Annotated in this window: 18 protein-coding genes; 7 read left to right on the top strand and 11 right to left on the bottom strand. The window is 71.4% G+C overall.

What is annotated here, in order from left to right; all coding sequences use genetic code 11:
* Window positions 1-213 precede the first annotated feature (213 nt).
* A complete protein-coding gene (locus tag ACGF8A_RS11360) occupies window positions 214-1,461 on the bottom strand; it encodes an amidohydrolase (RefSeq protein WP_393106736.1) in 1,248 nt (415 codons plus the stop codon).
* Window positions 1,462-1,727: 266 nt separating this feature from the next.
* Here ACGF8A_RS11360 and ACGF8A_RS11355 point away from each other — a divergent pair, with 266 nt between their 5' ends.
* Window positions 1,728-2,390 (top strand): class I SAM-dependent methyltransferase, encoded by a 663-nt coding sequence (locus tag ACGF8A_RS11355; RefSeq protein WP_393106627.1) that lies wholly within the window; start codon window positions 1,728-1,730, stop codon window positions 2,388-2,390.
* A gap of 4 nt (window positions 2,391-2,394) precedes the next feature.
* Here ACGF8A_RS11355 and ACGF8A_RS11350 read toward each other — a convergent pair whose 3' ends face one another.
* The 4 genes from ACGF8A_RS11350 to ACGF8A_RS11335 are packed head-to-tail and all read right to left on the bottom strand — an operon-like array spanning window position 2,395 to window position 7,132.
* Window positions 2,395-3,459: a hypothetical protein gene (locus tag ACGF8A_RS11350; protein WP_393106625.1), complete on the bottom strand. Its 1,065-nt coding sequence runs from the start codon at window positions 3,457-3,459 to the stop codon at window positions 2,395-2,397.
* Between the two features lie 57 nt (window positions 3,460-3,516).
* A complete protein-coding gene (locus ACGF8A_RS11345) occupies window positions 3,517-4,455 on the bottom strand; it encodes an N-acetylneuraminate synthase family protein (RefSeq protein ID WP_393106623.1) in 939 nt (312 codons plus the stop codon).
* A gap of 14 nt (window positions 4,456-4,469) precedes the next feature.
* Complete coding sequence (locus ACGF8A_RS11340) at window positions 4,470-5,750, bottom strand: cytidylyltransferase domain-containing protein (RefSeq protein WP_393106621.1); 1,281 nt, start codon at window positions 5,748-5,750, stop codon at window positions 4,470-4,472.
* Window positions 5,751-5,782: 32 nt separating this feature from the next.
* Complete coding sequence (locus ACGF8A_RS11335) at window positions 5,783-7,132, bottom strand: DUF6716 putative glycosyltransferase (RefSeq protein ID WP_393106619.1); 1,350 nt, start codon at window positions 7,130-7,132, stop codon at window positions 5,783-5,785.
* 198 nt (window positions 7,133-7,330) lie between these two features.
* Between ACGF8A_RS11335 and ACGF8A_RS11330 the strand changes: the two genes are divergently transcribed.
* The 3 genes from ACGF8A_RS11330 (at window position 7,331) to ACGF8A_RS11320 (ending at window position 10,686) form a co-directional block, all read left to right on the top strand.
* Window positions 7,331-8,317 carry a glycosyltransferase family 2 protein gene (locus tag ACGF8A_RS11330; RefSeq protein ID WP_393106617.1) on the top strand — a complete coding sequence of 329 codons (987 nt, stop codon included), beginning with the start codon at window positions 7,331-7,333 and terminating at the stop codon, window positions 8,315-8,317.
* Window positions 8,317-9,648 (top strand): alpha-2,8-polysialyltransferase family protein, encoded by a 1,332-nt coding sequence (locus ACGF8A_RS11325; RefSeq protein WP_393106615.1) that lies wholly within the window; start codon window positions 8,317-8,319, stop codon window positions 9,646-9,648. The genes ACGF8A_RS11330 and ACGF8A_RS11325 overlap by 1 nt, the downstream gene beginning before the upstream one ends.
* A gap of 186 nt (window positions 9,649-9,834) precedes the next feature.
* Entirely contained in the window at window positions 9,835-10,686 is an 852-nt protein-coding gene (locus ACGF8A_RS11320; protein ID WP_393106613.1) for an FkbM family methyltransferase, read from the top strand.
* Window positions 10,687-10,998: 312 nt separating this feature from the next.
* Here the strand turns inward: ACGF8A_RS11320 and ACGF8A_RS11315 are convergent, their stop codons facing one another.
* Both ACGF8A_RS11315 and ACGF8A_RS11310 read right to left on the bottom strand, forming a co-directional pair.
* A complete protein-coding gene (locus ACGF8A_RS11315) occupies window positions 10,999-13,335 on the bottom strand; it encodes a glycosyltransferase (protein ID WP_393106611.1) in 2,337 nt (778 codons plus the stop codon).
* Complete coding sequence (locus tag ACGF8A_RS11310; RefSeq protein WP_393106609.1) at window positions 13,332-14,837, bottom strand: glycosyltransferase family 29 protein; 1,506 nt, start codon at window positions 14,835-14,837, stop codon at window positions 13,332-13,334. The genes ACGF8A_RS11315 and ACGF8A_RS11310 overlap by 4 nt, the downstream gene beginning before the upstream one ends.
* A 285-nt stretch (window positions 14,838-15,122) precedes the next feature.
* On the opposite strand from ACGF8A_RS11310, the gene ACGF8A_RS11305 reads away from it, so the two are divergent.
* A complete protein-coding gene (locus tag ACGF8A_RS11305) occupies window positions 15,123-16,286 on the top strand; it encodes an acyltransferase family protein (RefSeq protein WP_393106607.1) in 1,164 nt (387 codons plus the stop codon).
* A gap of 872 nt (window positions 16,287-17,158) precedes the next feature.
* The gene (locus ACGF8A_RS11300) at window positions 17,159-18,091 is read left to right on the top strand and encodes a class I SAM-dependent methyltransferase (RefSeq protein WP_393106605.1); all 933 of its coding nucleotides are present in this window, start codon (window positions 17,159-17,161) and stop codon (window positions 18,089-18,091) included.
* A 16-nt stretch (window positions 18,092-18,107) separates the two neighbouring features.
* On the opposite strand, the gene ACGF8A_RS11295 is transcribed toward ACGF8A_RS11300, so the two are convergent.
* Together ACGF8A_RS11295 and ACGF8A_RS11290 are read right to left on the bottom strand one after the other, a co-directional pair.
* On the bottom strand, window positions 18,108-18,590 hold the full coding sequence (locus tag ACGF8A_RS11295) for a Uma2 family endonuclease (protein ID WP_393106603.1): 483 nt from the start codon (window positions 18,588-18,590) through the stop codon (window positions 18,108-18,110).
* Window positions 18,591-18,659: 69 nt separating this feature from the next.
* Window positions 18,660-20,240: a methylmalonyl-CoA mutase gene (locus tag ACGF8A_RS11290; RefSeq protein WP_393106601.1), complete on the bottom strand. Its 1,581-nt coding sequence runs from the start codon at window positions 20,238-20,240 to the stop codon at window positions 18,660-18,662.
* 129 nt (window positions 20,241-20,369) lie between these two features.
* Here ACGF8A_RS11290 and ACGF8A_RS11285 point away from each other — a divergent pair, with 129 nt between their 5' ends.
* Window positions 20,370-21,209 carry a L,D-transpeptidase family protein gene (locus ACGF8A_RS11285; RefSeq protein ID WP_393106599.1) on the top strand — a complete coding sequence of 280 codons (840 nt, stop codon included), beginning with the start codon at window positions 20,370-20,372 and terminating at the stop codon, window positions 21,207-21,209.
* A 201-nt stretch (window positions 21,210-21,410) separates the two neighbouring features.
* On the opposite strand, the gene ACGF8A_RS11280 is transcribed toward ACGF8A_RS11285, so the two are convergent.
* Together ACGF8A_RS11280 and ACGF8A_RS11275 are read right to left on the bottom strand one after the other, a co-directional pair.
* On the bottom strand, window positions 21,411-22,541 hold the full coding sequence (locus ACGF8A_RS11280) for a hypothetical protein (protein ID WP_393106597.1): 1,131 nt from the start codon (window positions 22,539-22,541) through the stop codon (window positions 21,411-21,413).
* Window positions 22,541-23,209: an RNA polymerase sigma factor gene (locus ACGF8A_RS11275; protein ID WP_393106595.1), complete on the bottom strand. Its 669-nt coding sequence runs from the start codon at window positions 23,207-23,209 to the stop codon at window positions 22,541-22,543. Before ACGF8A_RS11275 ends, ACGF8A_RS11280 begins: the two co-directional genes overlap by 1 nt.
* Window positions 23,210-23,573 lie beyond the last annotated feature (364 nt).

The raw sequence follows: 23,573 nt of genomic DNA, 5'->3' as shown, positions 1-23,573 counted from the left end.
TTCGGCGCACATTAACGCGCGTAGACACTCCTGGGAACGGGGTTCTCCGTGGCCGTTATCCATTCGTGCCGGTGGCCGGTTACGTATGTGTGAACCACCGGCTCGAATGGGGTGCGCCTGGGGCGATCCCGGCGTGCTTCAGGGCAGGGCCGACCGCTACGGGCAACGCTGCCCCGGCCGCACCGGGGCCGCAACCGGAAGGTGCCGGCTCGGCTACCGGCCGGCGTCGAGCAGCGCCGCCGCCGTGAACAGCTCCACGCCTACCTTGATCGCGGACTCGTCCACGTCGAAGTCGCCCTGGTGGAGATCGCGGACCGTGCGCTCACCGGGGGTGCGGACGCCTAGGCGGGCCATGGCGCCGGGGACCTGCTCCAGGTACCAGGAGAAGTCCTCGCCGCCGAGGCTCTGGTCGGTGCCCTCGACCGAGCCGGGGCCGCGGCGGGCGGTCATGGCGTCGTCGAGCAGTTCGGTGACGCCGGGCTCGTTGACGACGGGCGGAACGCCACGGACGTAGTTGATCTCGGACTTGGCGCGGTGCAGGTTGGCCACCTCGTCGATCGCCGCGTGGACGATGTCGGGGGCGTCCCGCCACGCCACCATGTCCAGGCACCGCACGGTCCCGGAGAGCTCGGCGTGCTGCGGGATGACGTTCGGGGCGTGGCCGGACTCGATGCGCCCCCAGGTCACCGCCAGTCCGCTGCGGGTGTCCACGCGGCGGGCGACCAGCGCCGGCACGTCGGTGACCACGCGGGCGACGGCGGTGACGAGGTCGGTGGTCAGATGCGGCCGGGCGGTGTGGCCGCCGGGGCCGTCCAGGGCGATCTCCAGACGGTCGCAGGCCGAGGTGATGGGGCCCTCGCGCAGGCCGATCGTCCCGGCGTCCACCCGGGGGTCGCAGTGCACGGCGATGATCCGCTTGACCCCGTCGAGCACGCCGCAGTCGATGGCCTCGGCGGCACCGCCGGGCAGCACCTCCTCGGCGGGCTGGAAGACCAGCCGCACGGGCTGCGGCAGCAGGCCCTGCCGGTGCAGGTCGGCCAGGATCAGGCCGGCCCCCAGCACGACGGCCGTGTGCACGTCGTGGCCGCAGGCGTGCGCCCGGTCGGGGACGGTCGAGCGGTACGGGCACTCGGTCTTGGCGTCCGGGATGGGCAGGGCGTCGATGTCGGCCCGCATGGCGAGCATCCCGGTCCCGCCTTGCCACTGATCGCCTTCTACGCCGATGTCACAGACGAGCCCGGTGCCGGCGGCGAGGACGCGCGGCCGGAGGCCGGCCTTCTCCAGCCGGGCCTTGATCGCGGCGGTCGTACGGAACTCCTGGTTGCCGAGCTCCGGGTGCATGTGCAAGTCGCGTCGGAACGCGACGAGTTCGGCACGCAGCGGCTCGGGGAGCGTGCCGGGAAGGGCGGCTCCCGCCGCTCCGGCGGCTCCGAGAAGGTCGGCGTCGGACTCCAGTGACATCAGTTGCTTCACCCTCTGAAGGGTAGGACGCCCGGACGGCCAACTCACCCGAGATCAACAAAAGTTCAGCCCGTTAGGGGAAGAAAATCTGGCCGCCGAACGCATAGGTATCGGTTGGGGTGGGTAAACTCGCCCGCTTTCCTCCCGTCGGGTAGATCACGGGTACCACCTTGCCCTCCACGCATACCATGCCCGGCCCCACCCGCGCGCTTCCGTTCACCAGACGGACCACCGGGGCACGCGCCCGCGCGGTAGCGTGCGCGACCGTGACCGAACCGGATCCGGACTTCCTCGAGGCCACCCGCACCTCGTACGACGCCATCGCCGCCGACTACGCCGCCCGCTTCCCGGACGCGATGGGCGGCGTGCCCTTCGACCGTGCCCTGGTCAGCGCGTTCGCCGAGCTGGCCCGCGCCCACTCCCCCGCCCCGGTCGCCGACCTCGGCTCCGGTCCCGGGCATGTCACCGCGCTGCTGCACGACCTGGGCCTTGCGGCGTTCGGCGTGGATCTCTCGCCGCGGATGGTGGCCCTGGCCCGCCGCGCCCACCCCGGGCTGCGCTTCCACGTGGGCACGATGACCCGTCTGGACCTGCCGGACGCGACGCTGGGCGGCATCCTGGCGCTCTTCTCGCTCATCCATGTGCCCGACGACCACCTGCCGGTCGCGTTCGCCGAGTTCCACCGCGTGCTGCGGCCCGGCGCGCCCGCCCTGCTGGCCTTCCAGGCCCCGGACAGGGAGGACCGCCTGCACCTCACGGAGCGCTTCGGGCACGAGATCGCCCTGGACCATTACTGGCGTACGCCCGAAAAGGTGGCGCGGCTGCTGGGCAAGGCCGGTCTGGAACCGTACGCCCGGGTCCTGCGCGAGCCGCAGGACGCCGAGAAGTACCCGAAGGCCTTCGTCCTGGTCCGCAGGACCGTGTCGTAGGCGGTCAGACCGCCTGCACCGCCGACAGCCGGTGCACGTCCCGTGCCGTGCCCGTCACCCCGTCCAGGAAGCCCTGGGCCCGGGGTGAGGCCGTCCGGGTGAGCCAGTCGGGGTCGATGTCGCAGACGGCCACGCGGACGTCGGTGCCGGCCAGCGCGAGCGGCAGGGTGTGGACCACCGTCGAGGGGAAGCTGAGGATGGTGCGGCCCACCGGGCCGCGGCGGGCGATGAGCTCCAGCGGGAGGTCGGGACGGACCACCTCCAGGCCCGTCTCCACCGCCAGGCGGTGCAGCTTCTCGACGCTCTCGCGGCGGTGCGCGAAGTAGCGGCGGGCCCCGTGCGTCTCGGCCAGGGACCGCACGGCCTCCAGGTAGCGGTCGGCGTCCACGACGCCGGTCTCCACCAGCGACGTACCGACCATGTCGGCGCCCTTGGTGATGCGGGGCGGGCCGAAGCGGGCACGGGTCCAGGCGAAGTCGTTCACGGTGACCGTGACACCGTGAGGCGTCTCGTCTATCGGCATGGACGAGAACACCTCGACCCGGCGGTCCCGGCCAGGCGTCAGACGGCGCCGGGCGGAGGACGACACCGGGGCGAAGAGCAGATCACGCGGGCCGGGGCGGGCGCCCCGGCGGTGCCAGCGGACCAGGCGTTCGCCGCGGGCGAGCTGGGTGACGAACTCCATCGTCGCCGTCCCGTCGTCCACGACCACCAGTTCGCCCGCCCGCGTGATCGTGAGCAGCAGCTGCACATAGCGCGAGAACGGATCGCCCATCACGATCCGGTCCGCGCGGCGCAGCACCCCCATGAGCCCGCCGATCGTCCGCAAGGGTGCCGACGCGCCGCCGCGCGCCTCCTCCCAGCGGACCTCGTAGCCCTCCTCACGCGCCAGTTCCGCCATCCGCCGCAGCTGGCCGCGGGTCATCGGATCGACGGGCGAGAGGACGACGAGGGTGAGCCCCGCGCCGGGCGTGTGGACATGCGCCCACTCCAGCACGTTCAGGAGCTGTACCGGACTCTCGACGAAGGCGAGAGTGTGAGGGCCGGCATTCCCGGCGCGGGGGCTCATCGGCGTACGACCGTCCCGTGATAAGGCGTTGTGGGGTTGTAGCGGCTGACGTGGGTGTCAGACCTGGAGGGGCTCGCCGGCCGCGGCGGCGATCTCCGCCTCGGCGACGACACCCTGGACGCGGCGCAGCTTCTTCATCGGGCCGAGCTCGGACTCGTAGACCTTCTTGACGCCGTCACCGAGGGAGGCCTCGATGGTGCGGATGTCGCGCACCAGGCGCTGCAGGCCCTGCGGCTCCACGGAGGCGGCCTGGTCCGAGCCCCACATGGCGCGGTCGAGGGTGATGTGACGCTCGACGAAGGTGGCGCCGAGGGCGACGGCGGCGAGCGTGGTCTGCAGACCGGTCTCGTGGCCGGAGTAGCCGATCGGGACGTTCGGGTACTCCTTCTCCAGCGTGTTGATCACGCGGAGGTTGAGCTCCTCGGCCTTCGCCGGGTAGGTCGAGGTGGCGTGGCAGAGCAGGATGTTGTCGCTGCCCAGGACCTCGACGGCGTGGCGGATCTGCTTCGGCGTCGACATGCCGGTGGAGAGGATGACCGAACGGCCGGTGGCGCGCAGCGCCTTCAGCAGCTCGTCGTCGGTGAGGGACGCGGAGGCGACCTTGTGGGCGGGGACGCCGAACTTCTCCAGGAAGGCGACGGCCTCGGTGTCCCACGGGGAGGCGAACCAGTCGATGTTCTTCGACTTGCAGTACTCGTCGATCTGGCGGTACTCGTCCTCACCGAACTCCACGCGGTGGCGGTAGTCGATGTAGGTCATCCGGCCCCAGGGGGTGTCGCGCTCGATGTCCCACTGGTCGCGCGGGGTGCAGATCTCCGGGGTGCGCTTCTGGAACTTGACCGCGTCGCAGCCCGCCTCGGCGGCCACGTCGATGAGCTTGAAGGCGTTCTCCAGCTCACCGTTGTGGTTGATACCGATCTCGCCGCAGATGTAGACGGGCTTGCCGGGGCCGACCTCGCGGGAACCGAAGGTGCGCAGGCGGGAGTTGGTGCTCATGGCAGGAACTTTCCTTACTTGGTGGAGGGGTCGAGAGAGTCGAGAGAGGGTCCGAGGATCCAGCCGGCGATCTCTCGGATCGCGCCGGCACCACCGGGGACGGTGGTGACCGCGCGTGCGGCGCCGCGCACGACGTCGTGGGCGCTCGCGACCGCGACGGGCCAGCCGACGAGGGCGAAGCACGGCAGGTCGTTGACGTCGTTGCCGACGTAGAGCACGCGCTCCGGCGCGATGCCCTGCTCCTCGCACCACTGCTTCAGCGCGAGGTCCTTGCGGTCGACGCCGTGCAGCACCGGGATCTTCAGCTTCCGGGCCCGGGCGGCGACGACCGGGTTCTGCTCCGTGGACAGGATCAGCATCGTCAGGCCGCTGCGCCGCAGGGCCGCGATGCCGAGGCCGTCCCCGCGGTGCACGGAGACGAACTCCCGTCCATCGGCATCGATCAGCACCCTGTCGTCGGTCTGGGTGCCGTCGAAGTCGAGTACGACCGCGTCGATGTCGGCGGCGGCCGGAAGGGCGCCGGGGCGGTCCGCGTCGAACAGCGGGGCCAGGGCGCGGGCGCGGGCGAGGTCGTGCGGGTCGTCGATCTCCAGCACGCGCGCGGGGTCGGTGCGCACCAGCTCGGTGCGGCCGAAGAAGCGGTGCTTGTGCTCGCGGAAGCCGGCCGCGTCCATCGCGTAGGCGGCGCCGGTCTCCAGCAGGTCCTGGGGGCGGTCCTGGCGGCGCGGGCGGAACGACTTGTCGTGGTTGACGCCGTAGCCGCCGCCGGTGCTGCGGGAGTCGGCCGCGGTGACCACGTCGTCGGTGGCCGCCTCGGCGTCCGCGTCGCGCCAGATGAAGCCGTGGAAGGGCGCGACGGTCACGGCGGTGTCGGCGCCGTTCTCGACGACCGCGCCGGCCACCCCGTCGATGTCCTCGCGGATCACGAACGGGCTGGTGCACTGCACGAGCAGCACGGCGTCGACCGGGGAGCCGTGCAGCGCCTCGTGGGCGTCCATGGCGTGCAGGACGGCGGCCTCGGAGGTGGCGGTGTCCCCGGCGATGGCGGCGGGGCGCAGCACGACCTCGGCGCCGGCCGAGCGGGCGGCGGCGGCGATGGCCTGGTCGTCGGTGGAGACGACGACGTCGGTCACCAGCCGGGAGGCCAGGCATTCGCGGACCGCGCGGGCCACCAGCGGTACGCCGCCGACCGGGGCGAGGTTCTTCGCGGGCACGCCCTTGGAGCCGCCGCGCGCGGGGATCACCGCGAGCACGCGGCGCACCGTCGCGCCGTGGCCCGCTTCCGGGTGGGACATGGGAAGTACTCCTTGACCAGGGTTGGTGCGGCTCACAGCTCCCCCATCCGCCGGATGACGGGCGCGACCCGCTGGACGCCGTGCCGGTAGGCGCCGCGGGCGGCACGGCGCACGATCTGCCGCACCGGTCCGGGCTCCTTGTCGTGCGCGGGGGCGCCGGGCAGCGGGGTGCCGTCGGGGCCGAGGTGGTGCCGGGCGAGGATGCCGGGCAGATAGCCGGGGGCGGTCACCGGCGTGTAGTACGGCGCCAGGGCCGGCAGCCCGCCGGGCTGCCGGAGCAGCTTGGCGATCCGCTCCCGGGCCGCGTCGAAGGCGGTCTCGTACGAGCCGTCGGCGGCGACGCCCTGCCGGGCGACCCAGTCGGCGTCCGGCGTGGGCCGGTGCCCGGCGTCGAGCTGGTCCCAGGAGGCCAGGCAGCCGGAGCCGACGAAGTGGTGGTTGCCGAGCACCTCGCGCACGCCGAGGTCGGAGAGGACGACGGTGGGGATCCGGCGGTGGAGCGACTCCAGCGCGGCCGTCGAGCTGACCGTGACGAGCAGGTCCGTGCGGTCCAGGACCTCGCCCATGTTGCCGTAGACGAGCTGGAAGTTGGGGGGCAGCTCGCCGGCCCTCTGCGCCAGCTTCTGGTACGGCAGTTCCTCGATGTGGGTGGTGTGCTCACCGGGCCTGGAGCGCAGCTTGAGCAGCACCTGGCGCTCCGGGTGCAGCCGCGCGTGCTGGACCAGGCGGTTCAGCAGGTACGTACGGTCCTTGCGGTTCTCCGGGACGGACGGCTGCGCCGCGAACACCACCGTGTACGGATCGTGTTCACCCGTGTACTTGGCGCCACCCAGGAACGGGAGTGCGACCTCGGTGACCGCCGCGGAGTCGGCGCCGACCCCGTCGTACACCGCGCGGAAGCGCTCGGCGTCCTGGCGGGAGTTGGCGAGGACGAGGTCCGCGCCGTGCCGCAGCAGCAGTCCGTCGGCGAGCTTCTCGTAGACGACGCCCACGTAGCCGGTGACGACGACGGGCCGCTTCCCACGGTCCCGCCACACCTGCCGCAGCCCGTGCAGCATCGCCTGCACACCGCCGCCGACCAGGGAGAGGACCACCACGTCGTACGACTCCCGCGCCATGGCGCGCAGAAACTCGACGGCCGTCACCTCCGTGAGCGAGTCGGCGCGCACGCCCACTTCCGCGAGCTGGCGGGGCGTGGGGGTGGCCCGGCCGCGCAGCAGAAATCCGTCCAGGGCGGGGGCGACTTGCGCCTCGCCTGGCGGTCCGGCTTCCATGGACGGGCCCGGAGCGATACGGCTCGCCGTCAGCGCACCCCATTTCCAGCGGGTGTCCGAGTCGGCGAGTACTGCGATCCGCGTGGGCTTCGTTGTACTTGGTGGCACGCCCCAGACGCTAGGAAGCAATTTCTAGTTGCCGGCCAACCTCGCCTCAACGAAAAGTTAACAGCAACCCACCGAGAGCCGAACTGGCTCGCCGAAGCCCAGGAAGTACACGGGATGCACCGTTCCGACACATTGAGTTCACCCCCCGTACCCTCACCGGAAAGTTCCCCAGCCGGGCCGCCTCCTAGGCTTTTGCCCGTGCCAAAGCTCTCCGTGATCGTGCCGTTCTACAACGTGCAGCAATACGCCCCGGACAACCTGAGAAGCCTTCGCGCGAACGCCCGGCAGGACTTCGAGTTCATCCTGGTCGACGACAAGTCGAAGGACGAAACGCCGGCCATTCTCGAACGCGCGGCCGAAGAACTCTCCGCGGTCGCCCAGGTGCGCTATATCCGCAGGGAGGAAAACGGAGGGCTGGCCACCGCTCGGAACTCCGGCCTCGACGTCGCGACCGGTGAGTACATCACCTTCCTGGACGGTGACGACTGGCTCGCCCCCGGCTACTACAGCCGGCTGGTCGCGGCCATCGAGGAACTGGGCTGCGACTTCGTGCGCACCGACCACATCCAGGCCACCCACCGCGCCCGCACCGTGCACCGCGCCCCCGTCGGGCGCCGTGACGAGGTGATGAACCCCCGCGACGCCATCCTGCCCGCCGACCGCACGACCTCCGTGGACTACCCCTACGCCTGGGCCGGCGCCTTCCACCGCCGGCTCCTGGACAAGGGTGTCCTGCGCTTCACCGACGGGCTGCGCACGGCCGAGGACCGGCCGTGGATCTGGAAGCTGCACCGCGAGGCGGAGTCCTTCGCCGTGGTGAGCCTGCTCGGCGTGTTCTACCGGCGCGGTGTCGCCGGCTCCCTCACCCAGATCGGCGACGTCCGCCAGCTCGACTTCATCCGCGCCTTCGACCAGGTGGTCGAGGAGACGGCGGCGGACCCCGACGCCGACCGGCTGCTGCCCAAGGCCGTGCGCACCTACTGCGCGATCATCGCCCACCACCTGTCGGAGATCGACAAGTTCGAACCGTCCGTGGCCAAGCAGCTGCGGATCATGAGCGCCGCGGCCATAAAGCGCATGCCGCAGGACGCCCTCGGCGACGTACTCGACACCATGGACCTGCGGCGCGCCTCCAAGCTGCGGCGGCTGCGGCGCCGGATCACCACAGCGAAGGCGGCTGCCTGATGTCCCGCACCACCCAGATCTTCTGCGTCTCCACGCTGTACGGCGCGGCGACGCTGGCCGCCGCGATCGAGTCCGACTGCTTCGAGGAAGCCGACCGGCGGGTGCTGCTGGTCTTCAACAACTCGGCGACCCCGGAGACCACCCCGGCCGTCGACGAGATGCCTGGCTTCGGCACGCTGCGGGACCACTTCGACGACGTGGTGTCCTTCAACGAGGCGATCCGGCCCTTCCACCCCGGCGCCTGGCAGCCGCGTCCCGACGACATGCCGCTGTTCGAGCGCTATCTGCGGCTGCTGTGGGGACTGGGCGACGACCGGGTCGAGCTGGTCATGGAGTCCATCCAGGTCAACCCGGCGCTCGCGCTGGCGCAGATCTTCACCGGCGCCCCGGTCCACGTCTACGCCGACGGCCTGATGAGCTACGGCCCGACCCGCAACAAGCTCGACCCGCTGGTCGGCACCCGCGTCCGGCGCCTGCTGCACCTGGACCTCGTACCCGGCCTCACCCCGCTGCTGCTGACCGAGTTCGACGTCCCGGCGCAGCTGGTGCCGACGGACGCCTTCCTCAAGGTCATGAGCGGCCTCACCGGCGTCGCCGGGGACCTGCCCGACCTGCCCGACAACGCCGCCCTGCTGCTCGGCCAGTACCTGTCCGCGCTGAACATCCTCTCCCCCGCCGAGGAGGAGAACCTGCACGTGCGGATGGTGCGCGGGGCGGTGCAGCGCGGGCACCGCGCGATCGTCTTCAAGCCGCACCCCACCGCGCCGGCCCGCTACAGCCGTGCCCTGGAGACGGAGGCCGAGAAGCTGGGCGTCGAGCTCACGGTGCTGGACTCCCCCGTCCTCGCAGAGGTGCTGTTCGCCAAGGCGCGGCCCGCGCTGGTCGTGGGGTGCTTCTCGACCGCGCTGTTCACCGCGTCCGCGTTCTACGACCTGCCGGTCGCCCGCATCGGCACCGAGCCGCTGCTGGACCGGCTGACGCCGTACCAGAACAGCAACCGGCTGCCGGTCACCCTGGCGGACGCGCTGCTGCCCGACCTGGAGAACCGCGGGAGCGAGGAGCCGGTCGCGGACGAGCTGCTCACCGGGCTGGTCACCGCGGTCGGCTTCACCATGCAGCCGCAGATCCAGTCGGGCCTGCGGCCCGCCGCGGAGCGGTTCCTCTCCCAGCACCTCGGCCCGCGCACCCAGCGCTACTTCAAGAAGCGCCGGCTCACCTCGCTGGGCCTGCCCGGCGGCATCCCGGAGCGGCTGTCCTTCCTGCCCCGCAACTCCACGGCACGCCGGGTGGTACGCCGGGCGCGGGCGTTGAAGAAGGCAGTGAAGCGCTAGATGAAGAGGGCGTGAACGGGGCGCGAAAAGCCAGGGGCCGCAAAAAGGGAATCTCCGGCGCGGCGGTTTTCCGGATTCCTCATCCGGAAAACCGCCGTAGCCGCTGACCAGCGGTTACGTGGAATTCCGCAAGGAATACCTCCCAAACCTTCAACTGGCAATGATCTCAGGCCTACGATCGCGGCCATGCGTATCTCCGAGGTCGAGGCCGCCAACGCCCGGACGCTGGCCCACGCCCCCTCCGTCCGTCCGGTCGCCACGAGCGACATCATCCGCACGCACCGCAAGAAGCACCCGTACCGGGGCCTTGCAGAGATCGACTCGCCGTACTGCCCGCCGTTCGTCATGTTCTGCGTGAACGACGACGCGGTCGCCCTGGACACCTTGTGGAACGGCAGATTCCAGTACGAGCCCGGCAGCCTTTCCACCTGGTCACGACTGGCCGCCAAGAGCGCGACCATAGCCGACGTCGGTGCGCACGTCGGCTATTTCTCGATGATCGCCGCACTCGCCAACCCCAAGGCCAAGGTGCACGCCTTCGAGCCGGTGGACCAGGTGCACGCCCGCCTGGCGGTGAACATCCGGATGAACAACGTGCAGAACGTACGCCGTTACCAGGCGGGCGTCTCCAGCGAGCCGGGCTGGGCCGACATCAGCGTCCGCTTCGCCGGGAACCTGCTGTCGACGGGCTCCACGCTGGAACACGCGGCCGGTGACGCCGAGCTCAAGCGGATCCGGTTGCTCACGCTGGACGAGGTGTTCGCCGGCACCAAGCTCGACCTGATCAAGATCGACGTCGAGGGCCATGAGATGCCGGTCCTGGAGGGAGCCCGTCAGGTGCTGAAGCGGGACCGGCCGGCCGTGATGCTGGAGACGCTGGTGGGCGCCCCGCTGGACCCGGTGCTCGCCGAGTTCGAGCCGCTGGGCTACGAGGCCCACTGGGTGGCCGAGGAGGCCGAGGGGCCGGACACGCTCATCCCCGCGGACCGTCCCCGCCCGGACGGCACGCGCAACCTCCTGTTCGCACCGCGCCGTTAGCCGGTTCTCCCGGCGCCGCCCGCCCAGGCCATGGCTCCGGCACCGCTCACCCCGGACGAGCCGCAACGGCCCGGGGGCGTCAGCTCATCGCGTACGTGCCGCCGGTCCACGACGAGAGCCGGCGAAGAACGACGGGCGGGTCCGGGTGATCGATTTCGCCCGCAAGGTCAGCCTGCAGTTCGCCGGCGCCTGGCGGGAGGGCGCGCGGATCGTGCACGCCAGGCGCCGTACGCGGCATGGCCGCGCGGCGGTGAGCACGCTCCCGGGGCCGCGCGGCCCCGGGAGCGTCGCCGACCGTGAGGTCGTGATGGATCAGCCGCCGAGGACGGTCCGCAGTTCCGCGGCGTTCGCCTGGGTGACCTTCCACAGCTCCTGCTGCCGGCCGTGCACGTCGGCCACCGTCCTGGCGTGGTCGGCGAGCAGGTCGCGGGAGCGCTCGACGAGCACCTCGGCGAGGTTGCGGTCGTGCACGGAGACACCCCACTCGGGGCGCTCGATGTCGCGCAGGAAGTACGCCATCTTCGGGTGCGAGATCAGGCTGATGATGGGCGTGCCGCAGCCGAACGGGATCATGCCCGCGTGGCCTCGCATGCCGATGACCAGCTTGGTGCGCGCGTACAGGTCGCGGATCTCGTCGTTCTCGAAGTCGTACATCGGGATGACGGGCATCGACACACCGTGCTCGCGGCGCAGGTCGAAGGCGATCCGCTCGTCGTCGAGCGAGTGCGCCACGCACTGCACCTCGGCGAGGTCGCCGAGGTCCCGCACGGCCTTGGCCATCTGCGCCAGGAAGTAGTCGTAGTCGTGGCCGAAGCGCAGCGCGGCACGGTCGTAGGCGGCGTTGACGAGGATGGTGTCGTCGCGCTCGGCCGGGTCCTGCCAGTCGGCGACGAGCTGGCGGGTGACCGTGGTCGGGCACGGCTGGAAGCGCACCTTGTCGTGCAGGTGCGCCGGGATCATGGCCCGGACCTTCTCGATCGAGCCGTGGTTGCGCAGCCCGAAGAAGGCGGACTTCTCCACCAGCAGCCGCAGCGACTCGCGGAACCGCTGAGCGCGGTAGCTCTGCCCGTCGAAGGCGTTGAAGCCGACGGCGTAGACCGCGATGGGGACGTCGATGCGCTTGAGCAGCTCGTCGGGGACGTTCCACTGCCAGGCGCTGTTGCCGTTCGGCATGGTGTCCGGGATGAACAGGCCGCCGCCGCCGATGACCATGCCACGGCGGGCGTTGACGCGCTCCAGCGCAGCCTCGTCGAACAGACGGTGGGCGTGCACGGAGTGGAAGCGGCGGTTCGTGGTGTCGGCGTCGAAGGCCAGGCGGACGCTCTCCGGGAGCAGCTTGTCACCGGCGTTGCCCTGCCGGTCCATGTAGAACGCGACGTGCGCGAGCTGCTCGGCGGGGCTGCCGGACTGCTGGGCCGGGACGCTGACCGTGCGCTGGTGCCAGATGCGGCTGGCCCGGTGCGTCGGGTCGACGGTCAGGCCCTGCTGGGCGTACTTGTGCGAGGCCGCGTCATCGCCGTGCACCCAGGAGATCAGGGCGAGACGGGCGAAGGCGGTGGCGGCGCGGTTGGGCGCGGCCGTCGCCAGCAGCAGCTGCGCCTTGGCCTCCTCGTAGCGGGAGACGGCCAGCAGCGCGTGCCCGTAGACCTCGTGCGGCCAGGCCTCGTCCACGGGGATGTGGACGCGTTCCATGATGTCGACCGCGGCCTGGTAGTCACCCGCGCCGATGTGCGCGAGGGCGACCCGGCGGGCGGTGTCGACGTCCCCGGTGCGCTCGACGTAGGGGGTGCCGAAGTGCACGAGCAGGTCGCGGTGCGTGGTGCCGCCCGCGGCCACGTACGCCGCGTGCAGCTCGGCGTCCGTCATGTCGAACTCGCGCCAGCGTTCCTGCGCCTTGTCGTAGCCCGCCTCGCCGCCCTGCCAGGGCTTGTGCCGGCCGGTGAAGTGCAGGATCGCGGTGTCGTCGGGGACCGCGAGGTCGCCGGAGAGCCGCCGCTTGACGAAGTTGTACTTCGGGTCGAGGCGGACGAAGTCACCGTCCAGGACCGCGTTGAGGATGCCCTGGTCGTGCTTGTCGAGCTCGTAGGCGCCGGTGCGGCCGACGTGGTCGATCCTCGCGTAGAACTCGTCGCTCAGGTACTCCTTCTGAATGACGAGCAGACCGCTGTTGAGCTTGTGCTGGCCGTAGAAGAACTGCGGTACGGCGGCGAGGCCCTCGCGCAGCGACAGCAGCTCGGAGAGCGAACCCAGGACCACCATGTCGGTGTCCAGGGTGATCACGGTGTCGTAGTCGCGGATCTTGAAGACGTCGAGGATGAAGTACGCCTTGCGGACCAGGTAGTTGTCCTGGTCGCCCTTGGCGTAGGAGTCGTAGTGGCCGGCGTCCACACGGCGGAAGCTGACGCGCGGGTGCAGGGCGCGGATGCGGGCGACGGAGGACGGCTTGAGATCGTCGTGCAGGACGATGAAGTCCTCGCACACGCCCGGGTTGGACAGCGCGAGCGACCGCAGCAGGGCCAGGAAGCCGGGCAGGTAGTTCTCGTCGACGAAGCTGGCGAAGGCGATGCGGCGCTTGCCGGTGAGCACGCGGGCATCGGTGGCCGGGGCCGCGGTGTGAGCTTCGGCGGGGGATATGTGGGTCGCGGTCATCGCAGGGAAATCCTCATGCCGGAGACGCTCTGGGCCCGTTCCATGACCCACGCCTTCTCGCTGGTGTATTCGTGAACGGACGTGATGGGCATCTTCATCGCCGCGTCGATGCGGTACGCACCGCTCTCGTAGAAGTCGAAGCCGATCAGGTCGATGGTGGGGCTGACGTCGAGGAAGTCGAGCAGCCAGAGCATGTTGAAGCCGGAGGTGGGGATCGACGGCCACCTGTCCGTGCCCCACTTGCCGATGTTGCGCACGGGCCAGCGCAGCGACTCGTCGCCGAGGTACTTCTGCGCGCCGGGCACCAGGCGGTTGCGCAGCGAGTACTTCCAGTCACCCGAGATCCCGCCGAAGACCAGCCGCGTGTCGACCTGCTGGTCCCAGTTGAAGCCGTGCTTGTGGATGGTGACGTGGATGTCGGTCCGCTTGCCGGTGTTCGCCGCGTCGATCTTGTACGAGTTGAAGCGCACGACCAGGTCGTAGGCGTCGATCTCGGCGCCCTTGCCGCTCTCGCCGACCTTGCCGGAGTTGGCGATCAGGGCGATGGACTTGCCGGCGATCAGGTTGCGGAACTCACCGAGGCTGATCCACTGCAGGCCGCCGAAGGTCGGATCGTCCACCGGGCCGCGCATGCGGTCGCGCCGCTGCTCCGCGAAGAGGCCGATGGCCTCGGTCAGCTCGGGGCTGGGCCGGTGGGCGACTTTGGTGCTCAGGTCCAGGTAGTGGCTGAGCGCCTCCTGGAACTCCTGCTCGGGCGCCTCCGTGCGGTCGAGTGCGACCAGGGCGCCCACCAGCTGCGCCTGGGCTCGGTCCCAGTCCCCGGCGGCGTGCGCCGCGAGGCCCTCGGCCCACACGTCGGTCGCGTGCCCGGCGGCGTACGCGGCGGCGTCCGGGACGGTGCGCTTGAGCAGGGCGAGCAGTTCCCCGCGCTTCTCCTGCGCGGTGCGCAGGCCGGCGATCTTGGCCCGGACGCCGAAGCCGTCCTCCTGGGTGAGCCCCAGGTAGCGCTCGAAGGCGTCGACGGCGGCGGCCGGGCGGCCCATGGCTTCCAGCAGCCGGCCGCGCAGCCGCCAGCCGGCGCGCGAGTTCTTGCGCTGCGACAGCACCGTGTCCGTGATGAGCAGGGCGAGGTTCAGCTCGTCGTCGTAGCCGCAGTCGAGTGCCTTGTTGCCGACGGCGAGGAGCGCGTCCAGCAGTTCGTTGCCCAGGGCGGCGCCGCCGACGGACTTCGCACCGCGCCGGATGAGGTTGCCCGCACCCGCGGCCGCCGACTGGGGCTGGTCCTGGGCGGCCCAGCGGGCGAGCAGCTCACGCAGCTTCTCGGCCAGCGCGATCCGCCGGGGGTCGAGGCTGCCCACGAGCTTGCCGCTGTGCACCGCGCAGGCGCGCAGGCAGTCCTCCACCTCGACCGGAGTGATCTGAGCGGTCGGCGGACCGGCGTCAGTGGCCGCCGATGCCGTGTCCCCTGTTCGGGAACGTGACCATCTGCTGCGAACCGTCATGGTGCTCCTGCTCTGGATGTGACGAAGCAGGCAAGGATCTGCCTCGGTAAACCTGGTGGGTTGGAGAACACTAAGAAACCAATACGACGAAAAGGTGAACCGCTCGGGGCCGGTGGGCAAATCGTCTTTCCGTCGAACGGAATTCCGTCAACCGACGTCCTAGGGTGGCGAGGGCGTCGCAGGGCGTTGACACACATCTCCGGGGTTATGACGGTTGCGGGCGCTTTGGACAGGATGGCGCCCGTGCAGACCCACGGACAGACGAGGTAGCCGAGGTATTCCAGCGTGACCGAGACGGTCGTCAGTACAGCCAAGCCCCACACCGCCGCCGCTCCCTCGCAGCCGCGCGAGGTCACCGGCGTCCGGCCGCGGCCCAGAACGACGGGGGGCAGGCTGCGGGCCCTGGACGGGCTGCGACTGCTGGCCGCGCTGATGGTGGCGCTGTACCACTACGGCGGCCGGGGCGGTGAGGTCACCCACGCCTGGGGGTCCTCGCCGAAGGTCCAGTTCCCCTCGCTGCACTCATGGTTCGCCTACGGCTGCCTCGGCGTCCAGATCTTCTTCGTGATCAGCGGCTTCGTCATCTGCATGAGCGGCTGGGGCCGGCCCCTGCGCTCCTTCTTCGCCTCCCGTGTCGCCCGCCTCATGCCCTCCTACTGGGTGGCCGTCGCCTTGGTGACGGCCGTGTTCGCACTGCCCGGCGTGGCCTACGAGGCGGTGTCACCGAGTGACGCGCTGGTGAACCTGACCCTGCTCCAGCAGCCGCTCGGCGCCGACCGGGTGCTCGGCGTGTGCTGGACGCTGTGGGTGGAGATCCGCTTCTACGCGCTGTTCGCCGTGTGCATCGTCCTGCCGGGGGCCAACCGGCAGCGGGTGGTCATGCTGTGCGCCGGCTGGACGCTGCTCGCGGCCATCACCCAGGCCGCCGGCCAGCCGTTCCTCGACCTGGTCGTGATGCCGGAGTACGCGCCCTTCTTCATCGGCGGCATGGGCATCTACCTGCTGCACCGCAACCGGCGGGACGTCACCGCGTGGGGCATCGTCGTGGTGAGCTGGCTGACGGGGCAGCACCAGGCGGTGTCCAACCTCTGGCACAGTCCGCAGCCGGACCAGTTCTCGTACCGCTCCGCCTCGGTGATCATCCTGATCGTCACCTTCGGCTTCGTCGCGGTGCTCGCGGTGGCGCTCGGCTGGCTGAACTGGGCCGACTGGCGCTGGCTGACGGTCGCGGGCGCGCTGACGTACCCCTTCTACCTGGTCCACGAGCACCTGGGGTGGCCGGTCATCGAGGTCCTGCACCAGGACTTCGGGCTCGCCTCATGGCTGACGATCACCGCGACGCTGACGACGATGCTGGCGCTGGCGTGGCTCTTCAACCGGTATGTGGAGGAGTGGGCCACACCGTTGCTGCGGCGCTCGCTGACGCGGATTCAGGCACCGAAGGGCTGATCCCGGCTCAGCCGGACGACGCGGCGGCCGTGCGCAGGGTCGCCGCGACGCCCTCGGTCACCGCGCGCAGGCCCGCTCCGAAGCCACGGTCGCGGTCCCGGAACATCCGACTTCCGGCCGCGGCCGGCACTGCGGACCGGTTCCGCGAGGGGCGGATATTCCTCGCCGGGGACACCGGCGCACGTCCATTCGCCGGCCGGCGCGGCAGGACACCGCACGCTGGGCCGGAAGGCCGCCGCGTCGCTGCGCGGCCACGCCCCGGACGCACTGCCCGACACCTGTGAGGAGGAGCGGCGCCCCGATGCCGCCCGGATGCCCGGCCTGCCCACCGGCGTCCACCGCGGCGAGGTGCGGCGCGGCGACCCGCCGGCCCGGCATCGGCCACCGCGCCTCCTCGCTGAGCGAGGAGACCCGCACCGACGCCGGCAGCGGGGTGCGGCGACCGGGCAGTGCACGGAACCCCGGACCAAGTACCGCTGTTCGACGCCTGCCGGGGGCCGTACCGGACACCGCCGGCCGTGGGCACCGGGGCGGAAATCCCGGCGCTGCCCGTTCCCACGCTGCGGATTCCGGCGTACGGTCCCTACGGCTCCGGCGTGTGCTGATCCGGCCCGACGGTCATGCCGGCCGGGCGGGCGCCTCGGGCGCGGGACTCGCCGAGTACGCGGCGCGTACGGGGGGTAGCCGAAGCATCCCGGTAATCGTTCACCGGGCGTGGCGCCGTTCGCGTCACGGGCACGGCCGAGAGCGCGTACCTTACGTAGGGAATTGTCCCGGTATTCACCTTGTCCGTGCTTTGGGCTGGTTGTCCGCCCGGGCAGGCGCCGGGCAGCTCCTGACCGCACACCGCAACGAGGAAGTGCTCGCCTTTCATGACCACTGCACATGAGGCGCCCCCGCGGCCCCGTCGGCTCGACGACGTCCCAGGCTGGTTCCCCGTACTCGACCAGGTGCTCTTCGACTGGCTTCTGAGCCGGCAGGAGGCCGCGGGCTTCCGCGGTGACCTGCTGGAGGTCGGGGTCTACATGGGCAAGAGCGCGATCTTCCTGGGCCGCCATCTGCGGGAGGGTGAGCGGTACACCGTGTGCGACCTCTTCGAGGGCGACGCCCCGGACGACGCGAACCGGGCCGAGTCGACGAAGTCGTACAGCGCGCTCACCCGCCAGGTCTTCGAGACCAACTACCTCTCCTTCCACGACGAACTGCCGCGCGTCGTGCAGGGCCCCAGCTCGCTCGTGCCCGGCGAGGTCGAGCGGGACTCCTGCCGGTTCGTCCACGTCGACGGCTCGCATCTGTACGAGCACGTGTACGACGACATCGGTGCCGCACGCGATGTCCTGCTGCCGGACGGGATCGTCGTCCTGGACGACTTCCGCTCCGAGCACACTCCCGGTGTCTCGGTCGCCGTCTGGGAGGCCGTGCTCAGCCGGGGACTGCGCCCGATCTGCCTGACCACACAGAAGCTGTACGGCACCTGGGGCGACCCGGAGCCGGTGCAGGAGGAGCTGCTGGCGATGGTCCGCGGGCGGGACGACTGCGCACTCAGCGTTCAGCAGGCCGCCGGGCACCGGCTCGTCCGGCTGAAGTCCAAGGGCATGAAGGCGCCCGGCTTCCCGCCGTCCCGGCACGCGGAAGAGGCCTCCGAGCCCACCGTGCCCAAGCCCGCCGCTCCCGAGGTGACGCGCCCCGCCCCGCCCCGCCGCCCCCGCAGCCGCGCCCGCCGCCTGGCGGCCGACCTGCTGCCCCCGCTGCTGACCCGGGCGATCCGCAAAGCCCGCGCCGCCGGACCGTCGGCAAAGCGCTGAGCGGACGAGGAGACGGTCAGCCGTCGAGGAGGGTGTCGACCGGGAGTTCGACGTGAACGCCGACGGACTCCGGCACCGGCACCCTCTGACCGCGCTCGAAGCACTGGGGGTGGGGGTACTTGCCGTCGGCCAGGTCGGGGTGGAGGAGCACCTCGTCGTGCTTGCGGTCGGCGACGAGGTAGGCCGGGACACCGGCCTCCGCGTAGCACTCGACCTTGGGACCGAGGTCGTCGGACCAGTTGGAAGACGTCACTTCGACGAGCAGCCGGAAAACGTTCGGGGCGTAGTAGTTCTTCGTGACGTGAGCGTCGCGGAGGTCCTCGTCGACCACGGAGAAGTCGGGGATCGCGAAGTCCTCGGGCGATGTCGGCAGCCAGAGACCGACGCCCTGGACATGGTCGTACCCAGCCTCGACGATCCGGGCAAGCTGGTCGGCAGCCTCGCCCAGGGTCAGCTCCTGCTGCCGTACGGCTATGGCGTCCTCCTTTTCGGGGTCCACTCCGCGACGAGCGTAACCGTGGGTCGAAGGATGCGACTCATGACCACTCATACGGTGTAGCCGCCCAGCTCAGAACGCGTCCGCCGGCACATGGATCCCCCAGACGTCCCGCAGGGCGTTGCACACGTCGCCCACGGTCGCCCGCGCCCGCAGCGCCTCCTTCATCGGCCACAGCACGTTGTCCTGACCCTCGGCTGCCTCGCGCAGTGCCGACAGGGCCGCGTCCACCGCCCGCGAGTCCCGTCCTGCGCGCAGCCCGGCCAGGCGTTCCGCCTGCCGTGTCTCGATGGCGGGGTCGACGCGCAGCGGCTCGTACGGTTCCTCCTCGTCGACGGTGAAGCGGTTGACCCCGACCACGACCCGCTCGCCGGCCTCGGTCTCCCGGGCGATCCGGTACGCGTTGCGCTCGATCTCGCTCTTCTGGAACCCGCGCTCGATCGCGGCGACGGAGCCGCCCAGCTCCTCGACCTTCGCCATCAGCTCGACGGCGGCCGCCTCGACGTCGTCCGTCATCCGCTCGACGGCGTAGGAACCGGCGAAGGGGTCGACGGTCGCGGTGACGTCGGTCTCGTGGGCGAGCACCTGCTGGGTGCGCAGGGCCAGCCGCGCGCTCCTGCCGGTGGGGAGGGCGAGCGCCTCGTCGAAGGAGTTGGTGTGCAGGGACTGGGTGCCGCCGAGTACCGCGGCCAGGCCCTGGACGGCGACCCGGACGAGGTTCACCTCGGGCTGCTGGGCGGTCAGCTGCACCCCGGCCGTCTGGGTGTGGAAGCGCAGCATCGTCGACTTGGGGTTCTTCGCGCCGAACTCGTCCCGCATCACGCGTGCCCAGATCCGGCGGGCGGCGCGGAACTTCGCGACCTCCTCCAGGATCGTCGTACGGGCGACGAAGAAGAAGGACAGGCGCGGGGCGAAGTCGTCGACGTCCATGCCCGCGGCGACGGCCGTGCGGACGTACTCGATGCCGTTGGCCAGGGTGAACGCGATCTCCTGGACGGGGGACGCGCCGGCCTCGGCCATGTGGTAGCCGGAGATGGAGATGGTGTTCCACCTCGGGATCTCGGTCCGGCAGTACTTGAAGATGTCGGCGATCAGCCGCAGGGACGGCTTCGGCGGGAAGATGTACGTCCCGCGCGCGATGTACTCCTTCAGGACGTCGTTCTGGACGGTGCCCGTCAGCTGGTCCGCGCGGACCCCCTGTTCCTCCGCGACCAGCTGGTACAGCAGCAGGAGCAGCGCGGCCGGGGCGTTGATCGTCATCGACGTCGACACCTTGTCCAGGGGGATTCCGCCGAACAGCACGCGCATGTCGTCGATCGAGTCGATCGCGACGCCGACCTTGCCGACCTCGCCGTGCGCGAGGGGCGCGTCGGAGTCGTGGCCCATCTGGGTGGGCAGGTCGAAGGCCACCGACAGACCGGCGGTGCCGTGCTCGATCAGCTGGCGGTAGCGGGCGTTGGACTCCGTCGCCGTGCCGAAGCCCGCGTACTGGCGCATCGTCCAGGGGCGGCCCGTGTACATCGTGGGGTACACGCCGCGCGTGTAGGGGTACGCGCCGGGCTCGCCCAGCCGGACGGCCGGGTCCCAGCCTTCCAGGGCCTGCGGCCCGTACACCGGTTCGATGGGCAGTCCGGACTCCGACTCGCGCGCCATGGTGGTGCCTTCCGCCGAGCAGTGACTCACTCCTTGCCCACCACGATGCCGCGCCGTTCGCGACCCGTCATGCGCGGGAAGGCATCTCAGGTGACACGGCTGCACTTCGGTGAGAAGGCGGGGACTGGTATGCGCAGTGCTGCTGCGAGGAGAGCGGCCGCCGCGCTGGCGGCGCTGGTGACGATGTGCGGCTGCACCGCGCAGGCCGTGGACGCGAACGGAGACCCACGCGGGCCGATCCACATCGACATCACCCGCACGGCGCCCGCGCCGCCGCCCGCCGCCACTTCCAAGGCCCCCGGCCGTCCGGCCGCTCCGGCGCCGGCTCCGGCTCCGCCCCGGGTGCTCTGGGCACCCGGCGACCGTGGCCGGGACGTACGCGAGCTCCAGGCCCGGCTGCGGCAGATCGCCTGGCTGTTCGACGGCCCGACGGGGACGTACGACGACCTGACCCAGCAGGCCGTCCGGGGGTTCCAGGGCAAACGGGGGCTGGCGAGGACCGGCACCACGGACACCGTCACCTGGCAGCGGCTGCTGCGGATGACCCGCGAACCCGGCCGCTGGGACCTCTACCTGATGGGCGGTCAGCCCGCCGACGCGCCCGACCCGCGATGCCTGACCGGGCGGGTGCTGTGCATCAGCAAGTCGAGCCGTACGCTGCGCTGGATGGTCGACGGCCGCACGGTGACGACCCTGCCGGTGCGCTTCGGCTCGCAGTACACACCCACCCGGGAGGGTGCGTTCAAGGTGTTCTGGAAGTCCCGCCGCCACCACTCCACGCTGTACGACTCGCCGATGCCGTACGCCATGTTCTTCAGCGGCGGTCAGGCCGTGCACTACTCGCCGGACTTCGCCGCCCGCGGCTACGCCGGATCCTCGCACGGCTGCGTCAACGTCCGGGACGAGGCGGCGATCGCGCAGCTGTTCGGCGAGGTGAGGAAGGGCGACAAGGTCGTCGTCCACTGGTGAGGTTCGGGGCGCGGGCGGGACCGGGGGAACGTGTCCCGCCCGCGCTCAGGTGCACGAGCCGTAGGTACGGGGGGAACCCCGGCTCAGTGCGACAGCCGATGACCAGTCGGCTCACTCAGTACTGCGCCGGCACGGCCGAAAGTGTCACACCCCTGGAGCAGAAATATCTACGGCACTCTCGGCAGCCTGCGAAACCGCAGGTCAGCGAGGCGGCCAGGGGCGTTTCGGCGTCGGCGGCAGCGACTGTGCCGTGCTGCGCAGCTTGAGGCGCGCGGCCGGCGACCCCGCCGAGGCGCCAGGGGCGAGGGCACCGTCGCGGCCAGGTGCCGTGCCGCCGTCCCCTGCGTTCCGGTCGTCGGTGTCCTCGTCGCCGCCGTCACCGCCGTCACCGCCGTCGCCGCCGTCACCGCCGCGACCGCCGTGCCCTTCGCCGTCGCCCCTGTCGTCGCCCTTGTCGTTCGCGTTGCCGTCGTCGTCCTTGCCGCCCGCGTCCTCGTCGCCGCCCTTGCCGACCCGGTCCCAGCCCTTGTCCCGCCTGCCGTCGAAGTCGCCCAGCACGGCGTCGCAGTACCTGCGCACACTCGTGTGACCGCCCGCCGCCTCCTTCAGGGCACGCCTGCGGTCGCGGTCCAGGCTCCGGCCCTCGCGCAGATCACGGCAGGCCGAGGTGAGCGCGCTCCACCCGCTGCCGGCGGGTCCCGACTGCTCCTCGCGGTCCCCGCCCGTGGACGGGGCGCTCTCGCCGGACGGGCCGGGGCCGCCGTTGGCGGGGCCACCCGTGGTGCCGTCCGGCGTGGCCGTGCCGGGCTGCCCGCGCCGCGTCGGCGGGGACGAGACCTGCGGCTGTCCGGGCGGCTCGGCGGCCGAGACGGATGCGGCGGGGCGCGGCTCGTCCTGGTGGAAGGGCGTCTCCAGCACTCCGGTTCCGGCCGCGACGGCCACACCGCCGACCATGGCGACGGCCAGCGCCGCGGCCAGCCCGAGCCGTACGGGACGGCCCGCGCGCAGGCGGCGGACGGCGGTCGTACGGCAGCCCGTGCGTCCGCCGATGCGCACCAGCCCGGCGTCGGACACCTCCCCGTCACCGGGCGTGCCGAGGGCGCCGAGCTCGCTGTCGCGGTCCGCCCGCACCTTGCGGAAGGCGGCCAGCGCGGCGGCCTCGCCGGGGAGTTCATCGCCGGTCAGCGCGGGTTTCGCGGAGAGTGTGCCGAGGGTGCGGGCGAGCCGGGCGGCCTGTTCGCGGGTGGCGTCGTCGGCAGCCTCCAGTGGCTCTCCGCTCAGCAAACGCTCCGCCGTTTCGAGGTCCAGCCACCTGTACTGCTCGTCGGCCATCACATGTCCTTCTGCGTCCGCGTGCGCGCAGGCGTCACAGTCGCGGACGTCACCGCGCGACGGCGCGGTTCTCGCTGGGGCGGCAGGGCGTCGAGCACCCCGGCAGATTCCGGATCCTCGCCGAGGTCGCCGAGCAGCTCGGCGAGCCGTTTCAGCCCCCGGTGCGCCGCGGTGCGCACCGCGCCCGCCCGTTTGCCGAGCGTCTCGGCCGCGGTGTTCGCGTCCAGGCCGACCACCACCCGCAGCACCACGGCCTCCGCCTGGTCCTGCGGCAGCCGGGCGATCAGCGAGAGGGCGTGGTCGGTGGCCAGGGCCTCGATGGCCTCCCCCGCGGTGTCGGACTCCGCGGCCCGCCCGGTCAGCTCGGTCTCGTCACCGCCGATCGCGGGCCGCCGCCCGCGCATCCGTATGTGGTCCAGGGCGCGGTTGCGGGCTATCCGGGCGGCCCACCCCCGGAACCGGTCCGCGTCGCCGCTGAACCGCTCCAGGTCCCGGGCTATCTGCAGCCAGGCTTCGGACGCCACGTCCTCGGCGTCCGGGTCGCCGACCAGTGTCCGTACGTATCCGAGCAGCCGTGGGTGCACCGCGCGGTACACCGTACGGAACGCGGTCTCGTCCCCGCTCTGTGCCGCGAGCACCGCGGCCGTCAGCTCCGCGTCGTCCCCCACCGCGCGCGCCCTTCTTTGCGCCCAAGCCGGTGCCGCTCTCACGGACCGGGTTCGCACCTCGTCCACGCCCGAGCCGGTGCCGCTCCCGCGGACCGGGTTCTCGCCGTCGTGTTCCCTCAACCGATGGTCGCGGTTCGGGGACCGCTGCGGTCGCGGTGGTCTTCCTGCCCCGCGCTGCGGCGCGAAAGGCACGTTACGTCTTGAAACCGCCTCCCGTCCATGCAGGTAGTCGACGATGCAACTAACTCGTGACGCAGTGAGGTGTGACAGAAAACGCACTCATGACGCTGAAGGAAGTACGGGCCGCCGCGCGGCCCGTGCCGCGCGACGGCCGGGGCCTCTCCTGTGGGGGGTGGCGGCCCCG

Source organism: Streptomyces sp. NPDC047706, from assembly GCF_043204795.1.
Lineage (GTDB): Bacteria > Actinomycetota > Actinomycetes > Streptomycetales > Streptomycetaceae > Streptomyces.
This window is presented reverse-complemented; position numbering and strand designations above follow the sequence as displayed.

Coding starts and splice junctions, on each gene's coding strand:
- ACGF8A_RS11360 (WP_393106736.1), bottom strand. CDS start 1,461: ATGTCACTGGAGTCCGACGCCGACCTTCTCGGAGCCGCCGGAGCGGCG.
- ACGF8A_RS11350 (WP_393106625.1), bottom strand. CDS start 3,459: ATGAGCCCCCGCGCCGGGAATGCCGGCCCTCACACTCTCGCCTTCGTC.
- ACGF8A_RS11345 (WP_393106623.1), bottom strand. CDS start 4,455: ATGAGCACCAACTCCCGCCTGCGCACCTTCGGTTCCCGCGAGGTCGGC.
- ACGF8A_RS11340 (WP_393106621.1), bottom strand. CDS start 5,750: ATGTCCCACCCGGAAGCGGGCCACGGCGCGACGGTGCGCCGCGTGCTC.
- ACGF8A_RS11325 (WP_393106615.1), top strand. CDS start 8,317: ATGTCCCGCACCACCCAGATCTTCTGCGTCTCCACGCTGTACGGCGCG.
- ACGF8A_RS11320 (WP_393106613.1), top strand. CDS start 9,835: ATGCGTATCTCCGAGGTCGAGGCCGCCAACGCCCGGACGCTGGCCCAC.
- ACGF8A_RS11315 (WP_393106611.1), bottom strand. CDS start 13,335: ATGACCGCGACCCACATATCCCCCGCCGAAGCTCACACCGCGGCCCCG.
- ACGF8A_RS11310 (WP_393106609.1), bottom strand. CDS start 14,837: ATGACGGTTCGCAGCAGATGGTCACGTTCCCGAACAGGGGACACGGCA.
- ACGF8A_RS11300 (WP_393106605.1), top strand. CDS start 17,159: ATGACCACTGCACATGAGGCGCCCCCGCGGCCCCGTCGGCTCGACGAC.
- ACGF8A_RS11290 (WP_393106601.1), bottom strand. CDS start 20,240: ATGGCGCGCGAGTCGGAGTCCGGACTGCCCATCGAACCGGTGTACGGG.
- ACGF8A_RS11285 (WP_393106599.1), top strand. CDS start 20,370: ATGCGCAGTGCTGCTGCGAGGAGAGCGGCCGCCGCGCTGGCGGCGCTG.
- ACGF8A_RS11280 (WP_393106597.1), bottom strand. CDS start 22,541: ATGGCCGACGAGCAGTACAGGTGGCTGGACCTCGAAACGGCGGAGCGT.